21 protein-coding genes are annotated in these 20701 nt (G+C 43.9%); 14 read left to right on the top strand and 7 right to left on the bottom strand.

Features of this window, described 5'->3' with window-relative positions; translation table 11 throughout:
• Positions 1-56: 56 nt before the first annotated feature.
• Positions 57-371, bottom strand: coding sequence for a hypothetical protein (locus ACQKIC_RS08005; protein ID WP_402874326.1), 315 nt, complete (start codon positions 369-371; stop codon positions 57-59).
• 214 nt (positions 372-585) lie between these two features.
• Here ACQKIC_RS08005 and ACQKIC_RS08000 point away from each other — a divergent pair, with 214 nt between their 5' ends.
• Together ACQKIC_RS08000 and argH are read left to right on the top strand one after the other, a co-directional pair.
• Positions 586-1791 carry an argininosuccinate synthase gene (locus ACQKIC_RS08000; protein WP_402874329.1) on the top strand — a complete coding sequence of 402 codons (1206 nt, stop codon included), beginning with the start codon at positions 586-588 and terminating at the stop codon, positions 1789-1791.
• Positions 1734-3167, top strand: a complete 1434-nt coding sequence (gene argH, locus ACQKIC_RS07995) for an argininosuccinate lyase (protein ID WP_407408176.1) — start codon at positions 1734-1736, stop codon at positions 3165-3167. The genes ACQKIC_RS08000 and argH overlap by 58 nt, the downstream gene beginning before the upstream one ends.
• A 52-nt stretch (positions 3168-3219) precedes the next feature.
• Here the strand turns inward: argH and ACQKIC_RS07990 are convergent, their stop codons facing one another.
• Positions 3220-3669 (bottom strand): universal stress protein, encoded by a 450-nt coding sequence (locus ACQKIC_RS07990; RefSeq protein ID WP_402874335.1) that lies wholly within the window; start codon positions 3667-3669, stop codon positions 3220-3222.
• Positions 3670-3755: 86 nt separating this feature from the next.
• Positions 3756-4853 carry a M24 family metallopeptidase gene (locus tag ACQKIC_RS07985; RefSeq protein ID WP_427590633.1) on the bottom strand — a complete coding sequence of 366 codons (1098 nt, stop codon included), beginning with the start codon at positions 4851-4853 and terminating at the stop codon, positions 3756-3758.
• A 114-nt stretch (positions 4854-4967) separates the two neighbouring features.
• Here ACQKIC_RS07985 and ACQKIC_RS07980 point away from each other — a divergent pair, with 114 nt between their 5' ends.
• From ACQKIC_RS07980 to ACQKIC_RS07970, 3 genes are all read left to right on the top strand, one after another.
• Positions 4968-5648 (top strand): metal-dependent hydrolase, encoded by a 681-nt coding sequence (locus ACQKIC_RS07980; RefSeq protein WP_402874340.1) that lies wholly within the window; start codon positions 4968-4970, stop codon positions 5646-5648.
• Between the two features lie 173 nt (positions 5649-5821).
• Positions 5822-6049, top strand: coding sequence for a hypothetical protein (locus ACQKIC_RS07975; protein ID WP_402874343.1), 228 nt, complete (start codon positions 5822-5824; stop codon positions 6047-6049).
• 68 nt (positions 6050-6117) lie between these two features.
• Entirely contained in the window at positions 6118-7437 is a 1320-nt protein-coding gene (locus ACQKIC_RS07970; RefSeq protein WP_402874345.1) for a DRTGG domain-containing protein, read from the top strand.
• Positions 7438-7464: 27 nt separating this feature from the next.
• On the opposite strand, the gene ACQKIC_RS07965 is transcribed toward ACQKIC_RS07970, so the two are convergent.
• On the bottom strand, positions 7465-7767 hold the full coding sequence (locus ACQKIC_RS07965; protein WP_402874347.1) for a YtpI family protein: 303 nt from the start codon (positions 7765-7767) through the stop codon (positions 7465-7467).
• Between the two features lie 165 nt (positions 7768-7932).
• On the opposite strand from ACQKIC_RS07965, the gene ACQKIC_RS07960 reads away from it, so the two are divergent.
• A complete protein-coding gene (locus tag ACQKIC_RS07960; protein WP_407408182.1) occupies positions 7933-8871 on the top strand; it encodes a DHH family phosphoesterase in 939 nt (312 codons plus the stop codon).
• A 19-nt stretch (positions 8872-8890) separates the two neighbouring features.
• On the opposite strand, the gene ACQKIC_RS07955 is transcribed toward ACQKIC_RS07960, so the two are convergent.
• Genes ACQKIC_RS07955 through ACQKIC_RS07945 form a run of 3 tightly spaced genes read right to left on the bottom strand, consistent with a single transcriptional unit; the run spans position 8891 to position 10073 of the window.
• Complete coding sequence (locus tag ACQKIC_RS07955) at positions 8891-9274, bottom strand: VOC family protein (RefSeq protein ID WP_402874354.1); 384 nt, start codon at positions 9272-9274, stop codon at positions 8891-8893.
• Between the two features lie 20 nt (positions 9275-9294).
• Positions 9295-9798, bottom strand: coding sequence for a sporulation membrane protein YtrI (gene ytrI, locus ACQKIC_RS07950; RefSeq protein ID WP_402874357.1), 504 nt, complete (start codon positions 9796-9798; stop codon positions 9295-9297).
• Complete coding sequence (locus ACQKIC_RS07945; protein WP_402874635.1) at positions 9795-10073, bottom strand: YtrH family sporulation protein; 279 nt, start codon at positions 10071-10073, stop codon at positions 9795-9797. Before ACQKIC_RS07945 ends, ytrI begins: the two co-directional genes overlap by 4 nt.
• On the opposite strand from ACQKIC_RS07945, the gene ACQKIC_RS07940 reads away from it, so the two are divergent.
• The 8 genes from ACQKIC_RS07940 to pyk all read left to right on the top strand — a co-directional run bounded on the left by ACQKIC_RS07940 (position 9958) and on the right by pyk (position 20690).
• Positions 9958-10230, top strand: a complete 273-nt coding sequence (locus ACQKIC_RS07940; RefSeq protein ID WP_402874647.1) for a hypothetical protein — start codon at positions 9958-9960, stop codon at positions 10228-10230. The genes ACQKIC_RS07945 and ACQKIC_RS07940 overlap by 116 nt on opposite strands.
• Positions 10231-10315: 85 nt before the next feature.
• Positions 10316-13675 carry a DNA polymerase III subunit alpha gene (dnaE, locus tag ACQKIC_RS07935; RefSeq protein ID WP_427590632.1) on the top strand — a complete coding sequence of 1120 codons (3360 nt, stop codon included), beginning with the start codon at positions 10316-10318 and terminating at the stop codon, positions 13673-13675.
• Between the two features lie 110 nt (positions 13676-13785).
• Positions 13786-15027 (top strand): NAD(P)-dependent malic enzyme, encoded by a 1242-nt coding sequence (locus ACQKIC_RS07930; protein WP_402874363.1) that lies wholly within the window; start codon positions 13786-13788, stop codon positions 15025-15027.
• A gap of 5 nt (positions 15028-15032) precedes the next feature.
• Positions 15033-15662, top strand: coding sequence for a FadR/GntR family transcriptional regulator (locus ACQKIC_RS07925; protein ID WP_427590631.1), 630 nt, complete (start codon positions 15033-15035; stop codon positions 15660-15662).
• Between the two features lie 91 nt (positions 15663-15753).
• On the top strand, positions 15754-16617 hold the full coding sequence (gene accD, locus ACQKIC_RS07920; RefSeq protein ID WP_402874367.1) for an acetyl-CoA carboxylase, carboxyltransferase subunit beta: 864 nt from the start codon (positions 15754-15756) through the stop codon (positions 16615-16617).
• A complete protein-coding gene (gene accA, locus ACQKIC_RS07915; protein WP_427590630.1) occupies positions 16614-17612 on the top strand; it encodes an acetyl-CoA carboxylase carboxyl transferase subunit alpha in 999 nt (332 codons plus the stop codon). Before accD ends, accA begins: the two co-directional genes overlap by 4 nt.
• 274 nt (positions 17613-17886) lie before the next feature.
• Positions 17887-18846 (top strand): 6-phosphofructokinase, encoded by a 960-nt coding sequence (pfkA, locus tag ACQKIC_RS07910; protein ID WP_402874373.1) that lies wholly within the window; start codon positions 17887-17889, stop codon positions 18844-18846.
• An 83-nt stretch (positions 18847-18929) separates the two neighbouring features.
• Positions 18930-20690: a pyruvate kinase gene (pyk, locus tag ACQKIC_RS07905; protein WP_427590629.1), complete on the top strand. Its 1761-nt coding sequence runs from the start codon at positions 18930-18932 to the stop codon at positions 20688-20690.
• Positions 20691-20701: the final 11 nt, after the last annotated feature.

Below are 20701 nucleotides of genomic sequence, written 5' to 3'. Positions count from 1 at the left end.
CGGACAAAAAAAGCCCCGGTTTTAAAAACTGGGGCTTTTTTTGCATGGAAATGGGCTTAATTATGCATCTTTTCACTTATCCCCTGATCGGTCCGATACCAAAGCCAAAGATCATTTATCACGGAAGCCAGTTCGGAGATTTCCGTGTTGAGTTGGCATGACAAGACAAAATTACTTTCATCAGAGAGCTGTGTCTGTTTCCGATTGATAATGGCTTCCAGCTCCTGTATACGGTCCGGGATATGACCCCGGATAGTTTCCCAGTGTGCGAGTATGCGGTGCTGCTTTCCTTTAGAGTATTCATCCCATTCCATGGGGAGGTCGGGGATGGAGATTCCAAGCCGTTCATCATACGTAAAAAGTTCTTTCATAATGCCTCCTGTAATCACAGTTTTCATACTCTTAGATTACTATATTTTAACCGATGTATCCATTGTGTAAATTATTTGGAATATCGAAAAAATTTTACTGAAATCAGTAAAATACCCCTTGTATTCCTTGTATAAAAATGATAAAGTACTAAACATAGATTGAATAAAAATAACAACGAATGAATTTTTATTCACACGAAAGGGACGATAAAACATGGGAAATCAAAAAGTAGTTTTAGCTTATTCTGGAGGATTAGATACCTCTGTTGCAATTAAATGGTTACAAGATCAAGGATACGACGTAGTGGCATGCTGTTTGGATGTCGGTGAAGGAAAAGATTTAGACTTTATTAAAGAAAAAGCAATCACTGTCGGAGCGGTTAGTTCTTATGTAATTGATGCAAAAGACGAATTCGCCGATGAATTCGCATTGACGGCTCTTCAAGCCCATACACTATATGAAGGAAAATATCCTTTAGTATCAGCTCTATCGCGTCCACTTATCGCGAAGAAGCTAGTGGAAGTGGCTGAAGAAGAAAATGCAGTAGCCGTTGCGCACGGTTGTACGGGAAAAGGAAATGACCAAGTGCGTTTCGAAGTATCCATTTCGGCTTTAAACCCTAATTTACAAGTTCTTGCACCTGTACGTGACTGGAGATGGTCTCGTGAAGAGGAAATCGAATATGCTGCCAAGAATGGAATTCCTGTTCCAATCGGTTTAGCCAGCCCTTACTCAATCGACCAAAACCTATGGGGAAGAAGTAACGAATGTGGAATCCTTGAAGATCCATGGGCTGCTCCTCCGGAAGAGGCATATGATCTGACAACAAGCCTTGAAAACACACCGGATACTGCCGATATCATTGAAATCGGATTCGAACAAGGTGTACCGGTTACACTGAACGACAAGAACTACAAATTGGCTGATTTGATTGTTGAATTGAATCAAATTGCCGGTAAACACGGTGTCGGACGTATCGACCACGTGGAAAATAGATTAGTAGGTATCAAATCTCGTGAAGTATACGAAGCTCCAGGTGCCATGACATTGATCGCTGCACATAAAGAGCTTGAAGATATTACTTTGGTAAAAGAACTTGCCCATTTCAAACCAGTGATTGAGAAGAAAATGACGGAATTGATTTATGAAGGACTTTGGTTCTCACCACTTCAAAAAGCGTTGGCTGCATTCTTGAAAGAGACACAAGTGAACGTTACGGGTACTGTCCGTGTGAAACTGTTCAAAGGCCATGCCATTGTCGAAGGAAGAAAATCAGAGTACTCACTATACAATGAAAAACTAGCAACCTATACAAAAGCGGACGAATTCGATCATGAGGCAGCAGTTGGTTTCATTAAATTATGGGGACTTCCAACGAAAGTGAACAGCATGGTCAACAACAAGAAGGTGACAGTGTGAGCAGCAAGCTTTGGGGAGGAAGATTCACGAAATCTGCCGAAGAATGGGTAGATGAGTTCGGGGCTTCCATATCCTTTGATCAGGAACTTGTCCTTGAAGATATTCAAGGCAGCTTGGCACATGTCACCATGCTGAAGACATGCCAGATCCTGCCTGAAGAGGACGCTGATCAGATCATTGTGGGACTGAAGGGTTTACAGGAAAAAGCGGAAAAAGGTGAATTGACTTTCAAGGTGGAGATGGAAGATATCCATCTTAACCTTGAAAGCATGCTCATTGAAGCGATCGGCCCGGTCGGAGGCAAATTGCATACTGGCAGAAGCCGTAACGACCAAGTGGCAACAGACCTTCATCTTTACATGCGCAACCAAACGAAAGTGATTCTGGAACTCATTAATGGACTCCAAGGAGCAATTTTGGAACAGGCTAAAAAGAATGTGGAAACACTCATTCCAGGGTATACGCATTTACAGCGTGCCCAGCCGATTTCATTCGCTCACCATTTAATGGCTTATTTCTGGATGCTGGAACGCGATAAACAACGTTTCACTGAAAGCTTCAAGAGAATCAACATTTCTCCATTGGGTGCAGGAGCGCTTGCTGGGACGACTTTTCCGATTGACCGTGCGTTAAGTGCAGAGCTACTTGGCTTTGATGGCATATATGAAAATAGTCTGGATGCAGTGAGTGACCGTGATTTCGCCCTGGAATTCATGAGTAACAGCGCAACGATGATGATGCATTTATCTCGTTTCAGCGAAGAAATCATTCTTTGGTCAAGCCAGGAATTCCAATTCGTTGAACTGGATGATGCTTTCTCAACGGGAAGCAGCATCATGCCACAAAAGAAAAACCCTGATATGGCGGAGCTGATCCGCGGTAAAACAGGACGGGTTTACGGGAATCTAACAGGGTTACTGACTGTATTAAAAGGACTGCCACTTGCTTATAACAAAGATATGCAAGAAGATAAAGAAGGCGTTTTTGATACGGTTAAAACGATTGTTGGTTCACTTAAAATCTTCGCAGGCATGATTTCAACGATGAAAGTGAAAAAAGACGTGATGGAAAAAGCAACGAAAAATGACTTTTCCAATGCAACCGAATTGGCCGATTATCTGGCTTCGAAAGGCATGCCTTTCCGTAAAGCCCATGAAGTCGTCGGCAAACTTGTTTTATTCTGTGTACAAAACGGCTGCTATTTAGTTGACCTTAGCATGGAACAATTCAAGGAGGCATCCGAGTTGTTTGAAGAGGATATTTACGACGCATTAAATCCATACGAAGCAGTTAAACGCCGTAATAGTGCAGGTGGTACTGGGTTTGCCCAAGTGCAGCTTGCGATTGAAAAAGCGGAGAAACTCATAAGTGAATAACAAATGAAAAGATCGTACACCGATTTGGTGTACGATCTTTTTTAAAAAAAATTTAATTTTTATCAGTACGGACAATGATGACATCACAATTTGAGTGGCGAACAATACCTTCTGATACGCTTCCAATCAAGAAACGTTCAACGGCATTAAGTCCAGTCGCACCACAAACGATTAAATCAATCGTATGTTTTTTCGCTAAGTCTCTTGGTATTTTGACTTTAGGAGAACCATACTCCACTTCCGTAATTACGTTAGTGATGCCAGAGGCAACCGCTTCTGTTTTATACTTTTCCAATAAGTCATTGGCAAAGGTTTCAGAACGATCGCGGATAGTCATATCGTAAGCTTCGATAGTCGGGAAATTCCTGGTGTCGACGATATGAGCCAGAACTAGAGTCGCGTTACTTAGTTTTGCAAGGTATATCGCTTTTTTTAAGGCCCATTCTGCTTCTTCAGAACCGTCCACCGCTACAAGGATATTTTTATAATCTATCGTACCCATTATGAATCTCCTCCTTCTACTTCACTCCCATTATACTATAATTTTCCTTATTCAATTGTAACAAATTTACGAATTTTTGGTGAAGTCTATCTTAATATTTGGAGGCTTTTCGGATATTTCGTCAAGACTTCACAACCTGTTTCGGTTATGTACAGATCATCCTCTATCCTCACACCAGCCACATCGGGAACATAGATACCTGGTTCGATTGTATAAACCATGCCCTTTTGCAACTTAAGTGAATTCGTTTCCTTTAACGATGGATATTCATGGACGCTAATGCCAAGTCCGTGCCCAAGACGGTGTGGGAAATAGTCGCCGTAGCCTTTGTTCTGGATGATGCTTCTGGCAGTCCGGTCGATCTCGGAACAAGCAACACCGGGTTTGCTTGCTGCAATGGCAGCTTCCTGCGCGTTTCGAACCGTTTCATAGATCTCGGCTTGCTTGTCATTGATGTCCCCGAACGCAACGGTCCTGGTGATGTCTGAGCAATACCCTTCATATACGACACCTAGATCAAAAAGAACGAGGTCACCACGCTGAACTTTCGATGCCCCTGGCGTTCCATGAGGCGAAGCTCCGTTCTTTCCAGTCAGGACCATTGTAGAGAATGACATTTGGCTAACGCCGACCTTCTTCATTTCGAATTCAATTGCAGCCAGGATTTCCATTTCGGTTTTCCCTTCACGGATTTCGCTGACTCCGACTTCGATAGCCACGTCGGCAAGTCGGCAGGCTTCACGAATCTTGACCATTTCATCTTCGGATTTGATCATTCGCATCTTTTGTAGCTTCTCCTCGGCTGAAACGAGTACCGGCGCATCAAAATGATGCTGTATGTTTTCATAGCGTTCCACATTCATATGTTGTTTTTCAATCGCGATTTTCTTCAAGGATAATCCACGTTGACTAACCGCTTTCTGGATTTTCAACCATGGATCTTCGATATCGGTGTAGCCAATGATCTCGCCTTGCCATCCAGCATTCTTGGCATCAGGCACTTCCATTTGGGGACAAACCAAAAATGGCTCTGCGTTCGCAAAAATGGCTAGTGCCAGCAGTCTTTCATTCGGATCACTAAAGAATCCACTGCAATAAAAGACGTTTTCGGTAGAAGTTAGAATGGCTGCGTCCAACTCATTGGTTTGCAACCAGTTTTGTATTTCATTCAAATGTTTATTCATGACGATTCCTCCATAGATAGGATATAATTACCTTAGCAATAACTATTTAAATAGTAAATGGTAAAGCTTTTGAAAAAATTCAAAAAAGTGTGTATCGGAAAGGAGCATCATTTAATGAAAGTATCTTTTCATGGACATGCCATCGTGAAAGTGGAGACCAATGGCAAGACGATTCTTTTTGACCCATTCATCACTGGAAATGAACTAACGGATCTAAAGGTGGCGGACGTAAAGCCGGATGTAATCATCTTAACACATGGTCATAATGATCACATTGGTGACACGGTGGAATTAGCGAAAAAGCACGATGCCCTTGTCATCGGAATTGCTGAAATAGCCGTTTATTTAGGAAATCAAGGCGTCAGGACACATGGCATGAGCATTGGTGGTGCTTATGAATTTGATTTTGGCACTGTGAAATTGACCCCTGCATTTCATGGAACCGGATTCAATACGGCAGATGGTCAGATCATCTATCTAGGGATGCCTGCCGGCGTATTGTTGACTGTAGAAGGAAAAACGATCTATCATGCTGGTGACACGGCCGTTTATTCCGACATGAAACTGATTGGGGAAAGACATCCGATTGATTTGGCATTTCTGCCTATCGGCGATAACTTCACAATGGGGCCGGAAGATGCAGCGCTTGCCGCAAAATTCCTCCAGGCGAAGCAGGTCGTGCCGATCCACTACAACACGTTCCCGGTCATCAAACAGGATCCTAACAAATTCATCGATATACTAGAAGCAAAAAATGGACTGGTTATGGAACCCGGAGATGCAATCGATTTATAATGACACAACAACAGGGGCCTGATTCGGAGGCTCCTTTTTATATAGGAAATGAATAATCAAGAAGCATGGATGTAGTATGTCTCGACGACAAGCTTAAAAATCCCCTGTAGGCTCCATTCTTTTTATTCATCCTCTTGCATAAAATTAAGGGATGGAATGAAGGAGGGGGTTGGATGAAGCAAAGGTTATTGCTCTGTTTGCTTTTATGCGGTGTGATGCTGTATTATGCAGTGCCGCGCCTATCGTTGGAAAGCGGGGGCCCAGAGAGTTTGTTTGGGGGAACTTGGCTTTTGTTCGCGCTGTTAGCCGTGGCGGGGAATTTGACAGGCATTCTGTATTCACCTGCAAAACGGAAAGTGAAACGGCAGCATCAAAAGAAAAGGTTGCGTGAATATCAGTAGTTGTTTGATAATCTAGGCTCTTTGACCTTATAATGGGATATAGGAATACCGTGAAAAGGGTGAAGCGCTTGGCTACAAAGCATGAACAAATATTAAAACATATCGATGGACTTCCGGTTGGTGAAAAGATTTCCGTCCGCCAGATTGCCAAAGTCCTGAATGTAAGTGAGGGCACGGCATACCGTGCGATTAAAGAGGCGGAGAATCAAGGCTATGTAAGTTCCATTGAGCGGGTCGGCACGATCCGTATTGAGAAAAAGAAAAAAGAGAATATTGAGAAGCTAACGTTTGCCGAGGTAGTCAATATAGTTGATGGACAAGTCTTAGGTGGAAAAACGGGTCTTCATAAAACGTTAAATAAATTCGTTATCGGTGCGATGAAGCTTGAAGCGATGATGCGATATACGGGTGCAGGAAACCTGTTGATTGTAGGGAATCGTACTCAGGCGCATGAGCACGCATTAAAAGCGGGTGCAGCGGTGCTGATTACCGGTGGGTTCGATGCCGAAGAATCCGTTAAGATATTGGCCGATGAATTGGAGATGCCGGTCATTTCAACGAGTTACGATACCTTTACTGTTGCGACCATGATCAATCGGGCCATTTATGACCAATTGATCAAAAAGGAAATCCTATTGGTAGAGGATATTTTGACGCCCGTTCAGGAAACGACCTTCTTAACCGTGGGTGATCGGGTTCAAAATTGGCATGAATTGAATCAGGAGTCGGGTCATAGCCGTTTCCCTGTCGTTGATGAAAACATGAAGGTTCAGGGTATGGTCACCTCAAAAGATGTCATGGGCCAAGAAGAAACGACGCTCATTGATAAGGTGATGACGAAGAATCCGATGACCGTAGGCGATAAAATGAGTGTTGCCTCATCTGCCCATATGATGGTGTGGGAAGGGATCGAGTTGATTCCAGTCGTTAGTGACAGTCACATCCTGAAAGGGATCGTGAGCAGGCAGGATGTACTGAAGGCGTTACAGATGAGCCAAAGACAGCCACAGGTCGGTGAAACGATTGACGATACGATCACGAGCCAGCTGGTGATGACGTCAAACCAAGGCAAGGGACAAGAAGTGTATAGCTATGGTGTTACACCGCAAATGACCAATTATCTAGGTACGATTTCAAGTGGGGTGTTCACGACACTGGTTACGGATTCAGCCAATCGTGCACTCAGAGGCTATAAACGCGGCGATTTAGTCGTTGAAAATATGACGATTTACTTCATCAAGCCTGTTCAGATCGACAGTACGCTTGAAATTCATCCTCGTGTCCTGGATGTGGGGCGTAAGTTCGGGAAAGTGGATGTCGAGGTATTTAACCAAGGCAAGCTTGTAGGGAAAGCCATGCTGACATGTCAGTTGCTTGATCGTTCTTAACTAGCGAAAGAGGATAATCGAATTCGATTATCCTCTTTGATTTGTGGCTTCTTCAATGGCATGTGGGAGGTAGAACTTATACATTTTATAACCGCCCCAAACGCTGAATAGTCCGACAACAATGAATACGGCAGCAATGATGTATGTAACGGTCGTTTGGAAAAGGAAAAGCTGATTGACTCCAAATAAGGCTACAAAGGCACCGAGGGCAATGGACGATTTTCCTGAAATCCACTTTTTCTCCATCGGCATTTTCGTGCGTACCATTTTAATTTTGTAAAATACATAAATCCCTAGTGACAGAACGATCAAGGTGACAAGGATAGGCATCGTTTATAATTCCCCCAATTTAACATATGTACCTTATTATTGTAGCGGGAAACTCTGGAGATTGCCACCTAAAACAAGATGAGCCTTCCTATTTCGCCAATTTTTTGATTAAATAAAATATATCGTCTTAATTTGTACAATAACATATATAAAAAGGAGATTTATATGAAGGCTGAAATTTTAGCAGATATAAAGCGTTATGATACGATTATCATTCATCGCCATGTCCGGCCTGACCCGGATGCTTATGGTTCGCAAGGGGGATTGGCTGAAATTCTGAAGGCATCATTTCCTGAGAAGCGCATTTTCACGGTCGGGAAAGAAGAGCCTTCGTTACATTATTTAAGGAGGCTTGATGTGATTTCGGATGAAATGTACCAAGGGGCTTTGGTCATCGTTTGTGACACCGCCAATACCGACCGAATCTGCGACAGCCGTTATCCGACAGGGGATAAGCTGATCAAGATTGATCACCATCCAAACGAAGATCCCTATGGAGACATGCGTTGGGTCGATACGTCCGCTAGCTCGACGAGTGAAATGATTTATGAATTTTATCTATTTGGTAAAGATCAAGGATTGAAGATGAGCGATGAGGCAGCCCGTCTACTTTATGCAGGTATCGTTGGTGATACGGGACGTTTTCTTTTTCAAAGCACGACCGAGAAAACATTCGCCTATGCAAGTGAGTTGATTCATTATTCATTCTCCCGTCCACAGTTATATCAAGAGATGTATGATGTCGATGAAAGCATTACCCGCCTGAATGGTTATGTGCTGCAAAACTTCGAGATTCTACCAAACGGAACAGGGAAGATGATCATCACGAAGGATATCCTGGGAAAATTTCATGCGACGCCTTCAGAAGCCTCCCAGCTTGTCTCCTCGCTGGGTTCGATTAAAAACGTGAAATCTTGGGTCTTTTTCATTGAAGAAGAAAAGGAGATCCGGGTTCGTTTCCGTTCTAAAGGTCCAATCATCAACATGATCGCCAGGAAATACAATGGTGGCGGACACCCATTTGCAGCAGGGGCCTCTATTTATTCTTGGGATGCAGTGGATGATATTTTGGCTGATCTAGAAGAGGTAAACAAAGCCGAATAAGAAAAGCAAAAAGACCAAATCATCTTGAATTTGGTCTTTTGCCATGTAGATATTCACGATGTTGGGAAATTTTTAGCTGGTTGCCATCGGGATCTTTGAAATTGAACCATCGGTCATGTTCGATTCCTGTTGTACATTCTACTTTCCCTTTCATATATTCATACGCTTCGATGACGTTCGTCGTGTTGAAGTGAAAGGGAGGGACTTTGAAAATGCGATCTTCGGAAAATATCTTACTGTCCAAAACAATGCCCGTTCCGATCATAGGCAAGGCATACAGGTGCCCGAATAAAATATCTCCGGTCACCGGGATGCCCAACAGGTCAGAATACCAATCGCGGGCCACTTCAATATTACGAACCGGGATAAAGACCGTACCGATTTGGTTTAAGATTGGGTTCATCGTTCACCTCTCCAATAGCATCATTTCGCCCTCTTGATTGTGAGTTCAATATTCATTTTTGTATAAAACATAATTTCATTGACTTCCAGTTCGTATCGTTTCTTATTAATCTCGATGATTTTGTTTTCAATCGACTTCTTAAGCAACACTTTTCCGTTATATACACTAACGACATCTTTAGCGAGAAGGGAAGAGAGGTCATCTTCTATGACATCCTCGGCATCGGCGATACTCAGCTTATCGAGGCTGTAAAATTGCCCGTTGGTGATTTTCACCTCGACTTCTTGAATCGTTAAAATCTCTTCGTTTTGCTGATTTAATTTTTTGTAATCCTGCTCCCAAATCGCGATTTTTTCGGTCAAATCCTTCATCTCTTCTCTTTGCTCATGAATGATCCGGATCTGCGTTTCCTGCTGCACTCCGTACATGTAAAAGAAAATCACCCAGCTGAGCAGTCCGCCTAATGCTGCACCGGCAAAAAAACGCTGCCAGGTGGGAAGCCGATGATAAGGGGGGATCCTCATGGTGAAATATGCTCCTGTGTGAACCAATTGATGATTAACGCTCCTGTCTGTGCACCCCCGAGGGCGGAGAGGATCAATAGCACCTGCTTCACGATATCCTTTGTTTGTCCGTGGAAAATGCCACGTTCAAAATTATAGACCATATCGAAGGTCCCTCCGATGGCAGCGACGATCGCCCAAATCCTTAGGCTGTCCGATAAGCGGAAAACGGTCGTCATCGGGGCTTGTCCCGTGAAAAAAGCCGCCAGTCCGCCAATGATCGACCCGCCAAGCAAAACGCCGAGCGCGATGAAAAAACTGTTGATAAATGCCGGAACAAAGGCTTCGTTCATGTATCATCATCCTTTTTGGCTTGATATTCTTCTACTCTATTTATATGGGAAGCGCGGAGGTAATATGATAGCCTGTGAAAATCAAAGTGGACGAACCTGATTGGCAATGAGAACATATTTTCTTTTTTTGAAATAAACACTATAATAAAAAGAAACATGCCCTTTCAAAGGTGGGAGAAAAAAACGTGTATACACATCTCCATATTCAGAGCGGATACAGCCTGCTGAGCAGTACGGTGAAAATTCGTGAACTTGTGGCTAAAGCGAAAGCGGATGGCTGTACGAGTCTAGCATTAACCGACCGAAATGTTATGTATGGATCGGTTTATTTTTATAAGGAATGCAAAAAACAGGGGATAAAACCGATTATCGGGATTCTCGCGGATGTTCTAGATGAACAAGATGCCGCACATCCTCTTCTTTTACTAGCAAGAAATCTTCAAGGCTACCAAAACCTGCTGAAAATAAGCAGTGCTATCAAAACGAAATCTCCGTCGGGCATTCCATTTAATTGGCTTAAAGCCTATTCTTCGGGATTGATTGCGCTTTCCCCGGGTGCGGAAGGGCAAATCGAAAGGTTATTGGAAGAAGAAAGGCCCGAGGAGGCGAGGAAAGCTGCCGAGCAATTTTTGAAAGTGTTCGGACATGATAACTTTTATTTATCCCTTCAACGGCTGGATATTGCCAAGGAGGAGCAGCAAATACAAGCAATCTGTCAATTGGCCAAAGAGCTGAAAATCGAGCTTGTAGCGACGAACCCGGTCTATTACTTGAACCAAAGTGATGCACTGGCACATGAAGCGCTACTGGCCATCGGTAATGGCGACAAGCTGGCGGACGAAACGAGGGTGGTGCTTCCATCCACACAGTTTTATATGAAAAGCCGTGCTGAAATGGCTGAACGGTTCAGTGACTTGCCGGATGCCCTTCAAAATACGCTACATATAGCCGCGCAATGCAATCTTACTATTCCTTTTCATCGTTCCCTGCTACCCAAATACCCTACAGCAACTGGAGTTACGGCTGAAGAAATGCTCGAAACCCTCTGCTTCCAGGGCTTGAAGAAACGAATACCTGAACCATCTATCCAATATGAAGAGCGTCTGCGCTTTGAATTGGCTGTCATTAAGCAAATGAAATTCAGCGATTATTTCTTAATCGTTTGGGATTTCATGAAATTTGCAAGGGACCACCAGATTTTGACGGGGCCGGGACGGGGGTCTGCAGCAGGATCGATGGTCGCCTACGTTCTGTCGATTACGGATGTCGATCCAATCGAACATTCTCTGCTGTTCGAGCGATTTCTAAATCCTGAGCGGGTAACTATGCCCGATATCGATATTGACTTCCCTGATAACCGCCGCGAGGAAGTGATTGCTTATGTCGCGAAGAAATACGGGGAATTGCATGTTGCCCAAATCATCACATTTGGTACTTTAGCCGCAAAAGCGGCGTTGCGCGATACCGGACGCGTCTTCGGTTTGAATACAAAAGAGCAGGAAATGGTATCGAAAATGATCCCGGGACGCCTTGGGATCACCTTGCCTGAAGCGTTAAAAGAATCCAAACGATTACAGGACTTCATAAAGGAAAGTGAGCGGAACCAGAAGCTTTTTGAAACGGCACTTCTGCTTGAGGGGCTTCCACGCCATACCTCCACACATGCGGCTGGTGTCGTCATAAGCGATCAGGCGCTCACTGAGCATATCCCGATTCAGGAAGGGCATGATGGCATCCACCTGACTCAATATCCAATGGACCTCCTCGAGGAACTCGGCCTTCTGAAAATGGATTTTCTAGGTCTGCGCAATTTAACGCTCCTGGATAATATTTTGAAAAACATCCAAAAGGGGATGGGGAAAAAACTGAATTTGTTCCATATACCCATGGATGATCCGCAGACCCTGTCCATGCTGGGACGGGGTGAAACGACGGGCGTGTTCCAGTTCGAATCGGATGGGATACGGAAGGTGTTAATGAACCTGAAGCCAAACCGTTTTGAAGATATCGTCGCGGTCAATGCCTTATATCGTCCAGGTCCCATGGAAAACATTCCACTTTTCATCGAGCGCAAACACGGGCTGGTCCCAATAGAATATCACCATCCGGATTTGAAGGAGATTCTCGATCCTACATACGGCGTCATCGTATATCAGGAACAGATCATGCAGATTGCATCACGACTTGCCGGTTTCTCCCTGGGAGAGGCCGATTTATTAAGGCGTGCCGTCTCGAAGAAGAAAAAGGAAGTATTGGACCAGGAGAGGGAGCATTTCGTGAATGGTGCCTTGAAGCAAGGGTATTCCGAGAAAACAGCGGACGATATCTATACCCTGATTGTCCGGTTTGCCAATTATGGATTCAACAGGAGCCATGCTGTAGCATACAGTGTCATTGCCTATCAGCTTGCCTATTTAAAAACTCATTTTCCTGAGTATTTCATGGCTGCCCTCATGACCTCTGCCGTCGGAAATGATGATAAGATTGCCCAGTATGTCCGTGAAGCCAAGAAGAAAGGCATTTCCGTGCTGCCTCCTTCCATTAATGAAAGCGGCTATCCTTTTTTACCGGAGAAAGAAGGGATTCGATTCAGTCTTGGTGCCATAAAAGGAATCGGTGGGACGGTCCTGAAGGAAATCTTTGCGGCTAGACGCCAAAAGAAATTCGGGGACCTATTCGATTTCTGTTTGCGGGTGTCGGGAAAAATCGTCAATCGAAAGGTATTGGAAGCATTGGTGCATTCAGGTGCCTTTGATGAATTTGGCGAAGACCGTGCCACCTTGCTAGCTAGCCTGGATGTCGCAATCAGCCATACTGAATTGGTCAATCCGGATGATGATTTATTCGATATGTTTTCGGATGGCGAATTCTCGCTAAAGCCTAAATACAATCATGTCGATCCCATTCCGGTGGAGGACAAGTTATCCTTTGAAAAGAGTGTACTTGGCCTATACCTTTCCAATCATCCCGTGACGAGCTATAAAGGAATTTTCGGCCACTTCGGTTGCTTGACCATCGATGAAGCATTAAGTAAGAAAGAGGCAAAAATCCTGCTTGGCGTGTACATCACGGCGGTTAAGACCATTCGTACGAAAAAGGGGGATGTCATGGCATTCTTGACTGTCAGTGATGAAGAAGGCGATCTTGAAGCCGTCGTATTCCCCAATGTGTATAAAAACTACTCTGCCATCTTGAATCACGGACAGTTGGCCATGCTTCAAGGTACATTGGAGGAGCGGAGCGGAAAAACGCAGCTCATCATCCAATATGTCTATCCGTTGGACCAAGTGAAAGATATGGCCCAGCAAAAAAACGGAACGCTTTTCTTGAAGATTGAAGCGGAAAAGCAAACAAAAGACACTCTTCAAAAAATAAAAAAAATATTAATCCAGCATACTGGCGAAACGAAGGTCATGCTATTTTATGAGCGGGAAAACCGCTATGTACAGCTATCCTATTGGGATTGGGTCAACCCGAGCAATAAGTTAATCGATCTTTTAAATGGATTGTTAGGAAAAGGAAATGTCGTTTATAAGAGAGAATAACTATTTTACAACTTTATCAGGTATGTTATATTGAATGCAGGCCCATGTGGTCTGACCACTAGATTTCAGCATAATTTCCGGGTTGCCCAATTCGTTCTAGGAGTGAGAATATGACATTAAGAGAAGAAGCATTACATATGCATCGCTTGAATCAAGGGAAATTAGAAACCGTTTCGAAAGTACCAGTTAGGAATGCAGTGGATTTAAGCTTGGCTTATTCTCCTGGTGTCGCCGAACCATGTAAGGAAATTTACGAAAAACCTGAAACCGTTTATGACTATACAATGAAAGGGAATACGGTAGCCGTTATTTCTGATGGAACGGCAGTGTTGGGCCTAGGCAATATCGGTCCTGAAGCCGCCTTGCCTGTCATGGAAGGCAAAGCTGTCTTGTTCAAGAGTTTTGCGGGAGTGGATTCATTTCCAATCTGTTTAAAAACGACGGATGTGGATAAGATTGTAGAGACCGTCAAATTGCTCGAACCGACATTCGGCGGAGTGAACCTAGAAGATATTGCAGCACCGAATTGTTTTGAAATCGAAGAACGATTAAAAAAAGAAATGAATATCCCTGTATTTCATGATGATCAGCACGGTACAGCAATTGTAACCGTGGCCGGTCTTGTAAATGCTTTGCGTCTTGTAGGAAAATCGATAACGGAAATTAAAGTCGTGGCCAGTGGTGCCGGAGCGGCAGGCATTGCCATCATAAAGTTGCTTTATAGCTATGGAGTGCGTGACATTATCATGTGTGACACGAAAGGTGCCATCTATGAAGGGCGTACGTTAGGTATGAATGATATAAAAGAACAAGTAGCGAAAGTAACCAACCGGGATAAGGTTCAAGGAAACCTTGCGACTGTTATCAAGGGAGCGGACGTATTCATCGGTGTGTCTGCGGCGGGAGCTTTGAATAAGGATATGATTTCTTCCATGAACGAAGATCCAATCATTTTCGCCATGGCTAATCCCAATCCTGAAATCATGCCGGAGGAAGCGAAAGCTGCGGGTGCCAAAGTGGTGGGGACAGGTCGCTCTGACTTCCCAAATCAGGTCAATAATGTACTGGCTTTCCCTGGAATCTTTCGAGGCGCTTTAGATGTACGTGCCACACATATCAATGAAAAAATGAAGGTGGCGGCTGTACAGGCGATTGCAGGTTTAATAGAAGAGCATGAACTTCATGAAGACTATGTTATTCCCGCACCTTTTGATGCTAGAGTTGCACCTGCAGTCGCTGCAGCTGTGGCAAAGGCAGCTATGGAAACCGGGGTTGCAAGAATTCACGCGGATCCAGAACAAATTAAAGAAAAAACAAGAAAACTAGCAAACATTGGACAAAGTGAGGAATAACTAATTTGGCAGAACGTACTTCTTCAACCAAAATTTATCTCGATGTTGTGGAAAGCCTACGGAGCATGATTGAATCGGATAACCTCTTACCGGGCGATAAAATTCCTTCTGAACGGGAGTTATCCGACCGTCTGAATGTTGGACGTTCATCTGTCCGTGAAGCATTGCGAGCACTAGAGCTTTTAGGATTGATAGAAACTAGACGTGGTGAAGGAACGTTTATTAGGGATTTCCAGGAGCATAAGTTAGTCGAGCTTCTGGGAACCTTTTTTTTGCAAGATAAAAAAGTTCAAGAAGATTTAGCCGAGACCAAACGGTTAATTGAAATCGATTGTTTGAAGATCGTGGCCTTCTTCGCCACGGCCCAAGAGGTTAAATCGTTAATGGACTGGGTCAAGGTAGAAGAATTCCATGATGATGATTTCTTCTTGAGGATCGCCATATTAAATCGCAATCGTTTGCTTGAAAGAATTTGGCGTATTGTCAACAGCTATGCTAGAGCATCAGAGCAAATCAAAACAAAAACGAAAAAAGAAGATTATCTTTTGTTGCTTACATATTTGCTTGAACGTGATGAAGAAAAAGCCATCGAAGCATACCTTACTAAAATCAGAAATTTGTCGAAGGAAGAGTGACAGCATTTTACACGATTTTGAATATATTTCTGATATAGTTTGGACCAAAGTTTCTTTAAAAAGAGGTTTGGTGGCAAAGGGAGGATTAGACTTGCTTAAAGAGCTATTTGCAAAATCTAAGAAGAAATATGCAACGGTTCCTTTAGATCGTGAAAAACAGGATGTACCTGAAGGAATTATGACGAAGTGCCCAGGTTGCAAAAAAATCATGTATACAAAAGAATTAGTGAAAAACGTAAAAGTCTGTTTGCATTGTGGGTTCCATCATTCCATGTCCTCTCATGAGCGCATAGAATTTCTTTTCGACGCCAATAGTTTCACTGAATTTGATAAAGAAATGATTTCCGTTAACCCCCTTCAGTTCCCGGATTATCTGGAAAAGCTGGAAAAGGATAAAGTGAAGGCCAAAATTAATGAGGCAGTGGTTACAGGGGTAGGAAGCATAAATGGTTTCCAAATATCAACGGCCATCATGGATTCCAATTTCCGGATGGGAAGTATGGGGTCCGTCGTTGGGGAAAAAATCACACGGGCGATTGAACGGGCCGGCGAATTGAAGATACCGTTCATCATTTTTACCGCATCTGGTGGGGCGCGAATGCAAGAAGGTGTTCTGAGCCTCATGCAAATGGCCAAAACAAGTGCTGCCCTTAAAATGTTCAGCAATGAAGGTGGATTGATCATTTCGATGATGACCCATCCTACAACTGGTGGCGTTTCAGCCAGCTTTGCATCTCTTGGGGATATTAACCTTGCAGAACCTGGTGCCCTGATAGGATTCGCTGGAAGACGGATCATTGAACAAACGATCCATGAAGATCTTCCTGAAGATTTCCAAACAGCTGAATTTTTGATGAAGCATGGCCAATTGGATGCTGTGGTTAAACGGACGGAAATGAAAGATACCTTGACAACGATCCTGAAAATTCATGCCCCGGGTGGTGAATGGTTATGATTTACGAATTGGAATTTGAACGCCCTGTCACAGAGCTTCGAAGCAAGATTAAAGAACTAAGGGAAATAACAAAGGGAGCAGATGTTGATTTGACAGCTGAAATTGAAAGCTTGGAACAGCGTCTCGAGAAGTTGGAAACGGACATTTATAATAACTTAAAGCCATGGGATCGCGTGCAAATCGCTCGTCACCCAGCCCGTCCGACAACACTTGATTATATCCCTCTTATATTTAATGAGTTCATGGAATTCCATGGTGACCGATACTATGGTGATGATGAAGCCATCGTAGCCGGCATCGGGGAATTTGATGGACGTGCTGTGACCATCATCGGCCATCAGCGTGGTAAGGATACAAAGGAAAATATCCGTCGTAATTTTGGTATGCCTCATCCTGAAGGTTATCGAAAGGCTTTACGTCTGATGAAACAGGCCGAAAAGTTCAATCGCCCCATCATTTGTTTCATAGATACGAAGGGTGCCTTCCCTGGTAAAGCAGCGGAAGAGCGTGGCCAGAGTGAAGCCATCGCAAAAAACCTTTTTGAAATGGCAGGACTTAATGTACCTGTTATCAGTATTGTCATTGGTGAAGGTGGAAGTGGTGGTGCTTTGGCTCTAGGAGTAGCGGATCGGATTTATATGCTGGAGAACTCCACCTATTCTGTCATTTCTCCTGAAGGAGCAGCCGCTATCTTGTGGAAGGATGCTTCCCAAGCCAAGCGTGCAGCCGAAACCATGAAAATCACGGCTCCTGACCTCAACCGATTGGGAGTCATTGATGAAATCATCCCTGAAGTGAAAGGCGGGGCCCATCGCGATGCCGAGGAGCAAGCCAAAGCGATTAAGGATATATTGAAGCAATCAATCAATGAGCTTCTTTCCCTGAATAGTGAGGAACTGATCAATCAGCGTTATATGAAATTTAAAAATATCGGTGAATATGAATTTGAAGGACAGCCAGAAGGACCGATACTGGAAGTAAAACAACATTCATAAATACATGGCCAAGAAAAAACGTGCTGCCGGCAGGCAACACGTTTTTTCAACCTTAATATGATACTTAAATACCCAGGTGACTAAATTGATTCCTATTTTGGGAAATAAAACAATCTTTAACGCAATTTACTTCAATTTCTGTTCAGAATACGTTAGTCTTAATACATTGGATTAAGCAGTAAGAAGAGTTCCTTGCTTATCTTAGGTGAAAAAAGGGTACAATGAGGTTATTGAAAAGTTTTATGTCATTAGCGCAGTAGGAGAGGTGAACATAATGAAAAAAATAGGGGTATTAACAAGTGGAGGGGATTCTCCAGGCATGAATGCTGCAGTCCGGGCAGTCGTCCGGAAAGCGATTTTTCATGAAATGGAGGTCTATGGCATCTACCATGGCTATGAAGGGTTGATCAATGGCGACATAAGACGTCTTGAGCTTGGTTCTGTCGGGGATATCATACACCGCGGAGGCACGATGTTACATACTGCCCGCTGTCCTGAATTCAAAACGGAAGAGGGACAGTTAAAGGCAATCGAACAACTGAAAAAAGTGGGTATTGAGGGCATCGTCATCATTGGCGGTGACGGGTCTTACCTTGGAGCGAAGGCATTGACGGAACGAGGTTTTCCTTGCATTGGCGTTCCGGGAACGATCGATAACGATATTCCGGGAACGGACTTTACGATTGGTTTTGATACAGCCCTTAATACGGTCATCGATGCGATTGATAAAATCAGGGATACAGCTACTTCCCACGAACGGACGTATGTGGTTGAAGTGATGGGCCGAAACGCCGGTGACATTGCTCTTTGGGCCGGTCTTGCAGGAGGGGCTGAGACCATTTTATGCCCGGAATACGATTTCGATATGGAAGAGATGATAGGAAAGCTGAACCGGGGACATGAACGCGGGAAAAAGCATAGTATCATCGTTGTGGCAGAAGGTGTAGGCAGTGCTATGGAGATTTCCAAACAGATAGAAGCGAAAGCAGGGTTCGAAACGCGTGTTACGGTTCTGGGTCATGTACAACGTGGTGGCTCTCCTACTGCGTCTGACCGTGTGTTGGCAAGCAGGCTTGGCGCCCGCGCAGTCGAATTGCTTCTTGAAGGTTTAGGTGGCAGGGCTGTTGGCATTGAGGAAAATAAACTGGTTGATTACGATATCATCGATGCCTTATCGAAGAAGCACACGATTGATAAGAAAATGTATGACCTATCAGAAGAATTGTCTATTTAAATGATTGAAAAAAATATGTTTAATACTACGTCACTCTCCGTCATATGGCGGTAGAGGACGAGTTTCTTTAGGAGGTTGACACCATGCGCAAAACTAAAATTGTATGTACCATTGGGCCAGCTAGTGAAAGTGTAGAAAAGTTGGCTCAATTAATCGAGGCAGGGATGAATGTAGCACGTCTTAATTTTTCCCACGGTAATCATGAGGAACATGCTGCAAGAATTCGCAATATAAGAGAAGCATCAGAGAAAACGGGGAAACAGGTCGCTATCTTGCTTGATACAAAAGGTCCTGAAATACGGACGAATAACATGGAGAATGACTCGATCGAGTTGACTGCAGGTAAAGAAGTAACGATTTCGATGCAAGAAGTTTTGGGGACGCCAGAGAGATTCTCCATTACCTATGAAGGGCTTCTATATGATGTACAAGCTGGATCTAGAATTTTGCTGGACGATGGCTTGATTGGTCTTGAAGTGTTAGCAATTGATGAAACAAAAAAAGAAATTCATACGAAAATCCTAAACAGCGGTACATTGAAAAATAAAAAAGGCGTCAACGTTCCTGGCGTTTCCGTAAACTTGCCAGGGATTACGGAAAAAGATGAAAAGGACATCCTTTTCGGTATCGAACAAGGAATCGATTTCGTGGCCGCTTCTTTCGTCCGCAGGGCGTCGGATGTACTGGAAGTCCGGGAATTGTTGCAACAAAATAAAGCAGAGCATATTCAAATCATCCCTAAAATTGAAAACCAGGAAGGCGTGGACCGTCTCAATGAAATTTTAGAAGTAGCTGATGGTTTGATGGTTGCGCGTGGTGATTTAGGTGTTGAAATCCCTGCGGAAGAAGTGCCACTTGTTCAAAAAGATATGATCAAGAAATGTAACAATGCAGGCAAACCGGTCATTACCGCTACACAAATGCTTGATTCTATGCAGCGTAATCCACGTCCGACACGAGCTGAGGCAAGTGATGTGGCGAATGCGATTTTCGATGGAACGGATGCCATCATGCTTTCTGGTGAAACAGCTGCGGGAACTTACCCAGTCGAAGCCGTTCAGACTATGCATAATATTGCTTCACGTGCAGAAACAGCGCTTAATTATCGGGATATCCTTACAAGGAATAGTAAGTCTGATCGACATAATGTGACAGATGCCATTGGGGAATCCGTTGCACATACTGCGCTTAACCTTAATGCAGGTGCAATCATCACACCGACTGAAAGCGGTCATACGGCGCGGATGATTTCTAAGTATCGTCCAAAAGCGCCTATTATTGCCGTTACCTCTAATGAAGATGTATCCAGACGGCTTGCATTGGTCTGGGGCGTTTATCCGCAGATGGGGCCTAAAGCAGAGACGACAGATGATATGCTCCAAACAGCGATTGACCAAAGCCTGGAATCCGGAATCGTTTCCCATGGGGATTTAGTGGTGATTACCGCTGGTGTGCCTGTAGGTGAAATAGGGACGACTAACTTGATGAAAATTCATGTGTTAGGAGAGGTTCTATTGAAGGCTCAAGGAATCGGTAGGAAAACAGCGAAGGGTGAAGTGGTCGTTGCCAAGAATGCCAAGGAAGCCTTAGAAAAAGTACAAGAAGGATCTGTTTTGGTTACAATCGGTTCGGATCGTGAAATGATGCCGGCAATAGAAAAGTGTGCCGCATTGATTACTGAAGAAGGCGGTTTGACTAGCCATGCGGCAGTTGTCGGCGTTACCTTAGGCATTCCTGTCATTGTCGGGGCTGATAATGCGACAAAGGCCTTTAAGGATGGACAGAGAATAACGGTCGATGCCAGCCGTGGAATCATTTATGATGGTCATGCCAAAGTTTTGTAAAACAAAATTTT

Source organism: Peribacillus sp. NPDC046944, from assembly GCF_050272735.1.
Classification (GTDB): domain Bacteria; phylum Bacillota; class Bacilli; order Bacillales; family DSM-1321; genus Peribacillus.
Note: the sequence above shows the minus strand (reverse complement) of the source record. Positions and strands in the feature narration are given on the sequence as shown.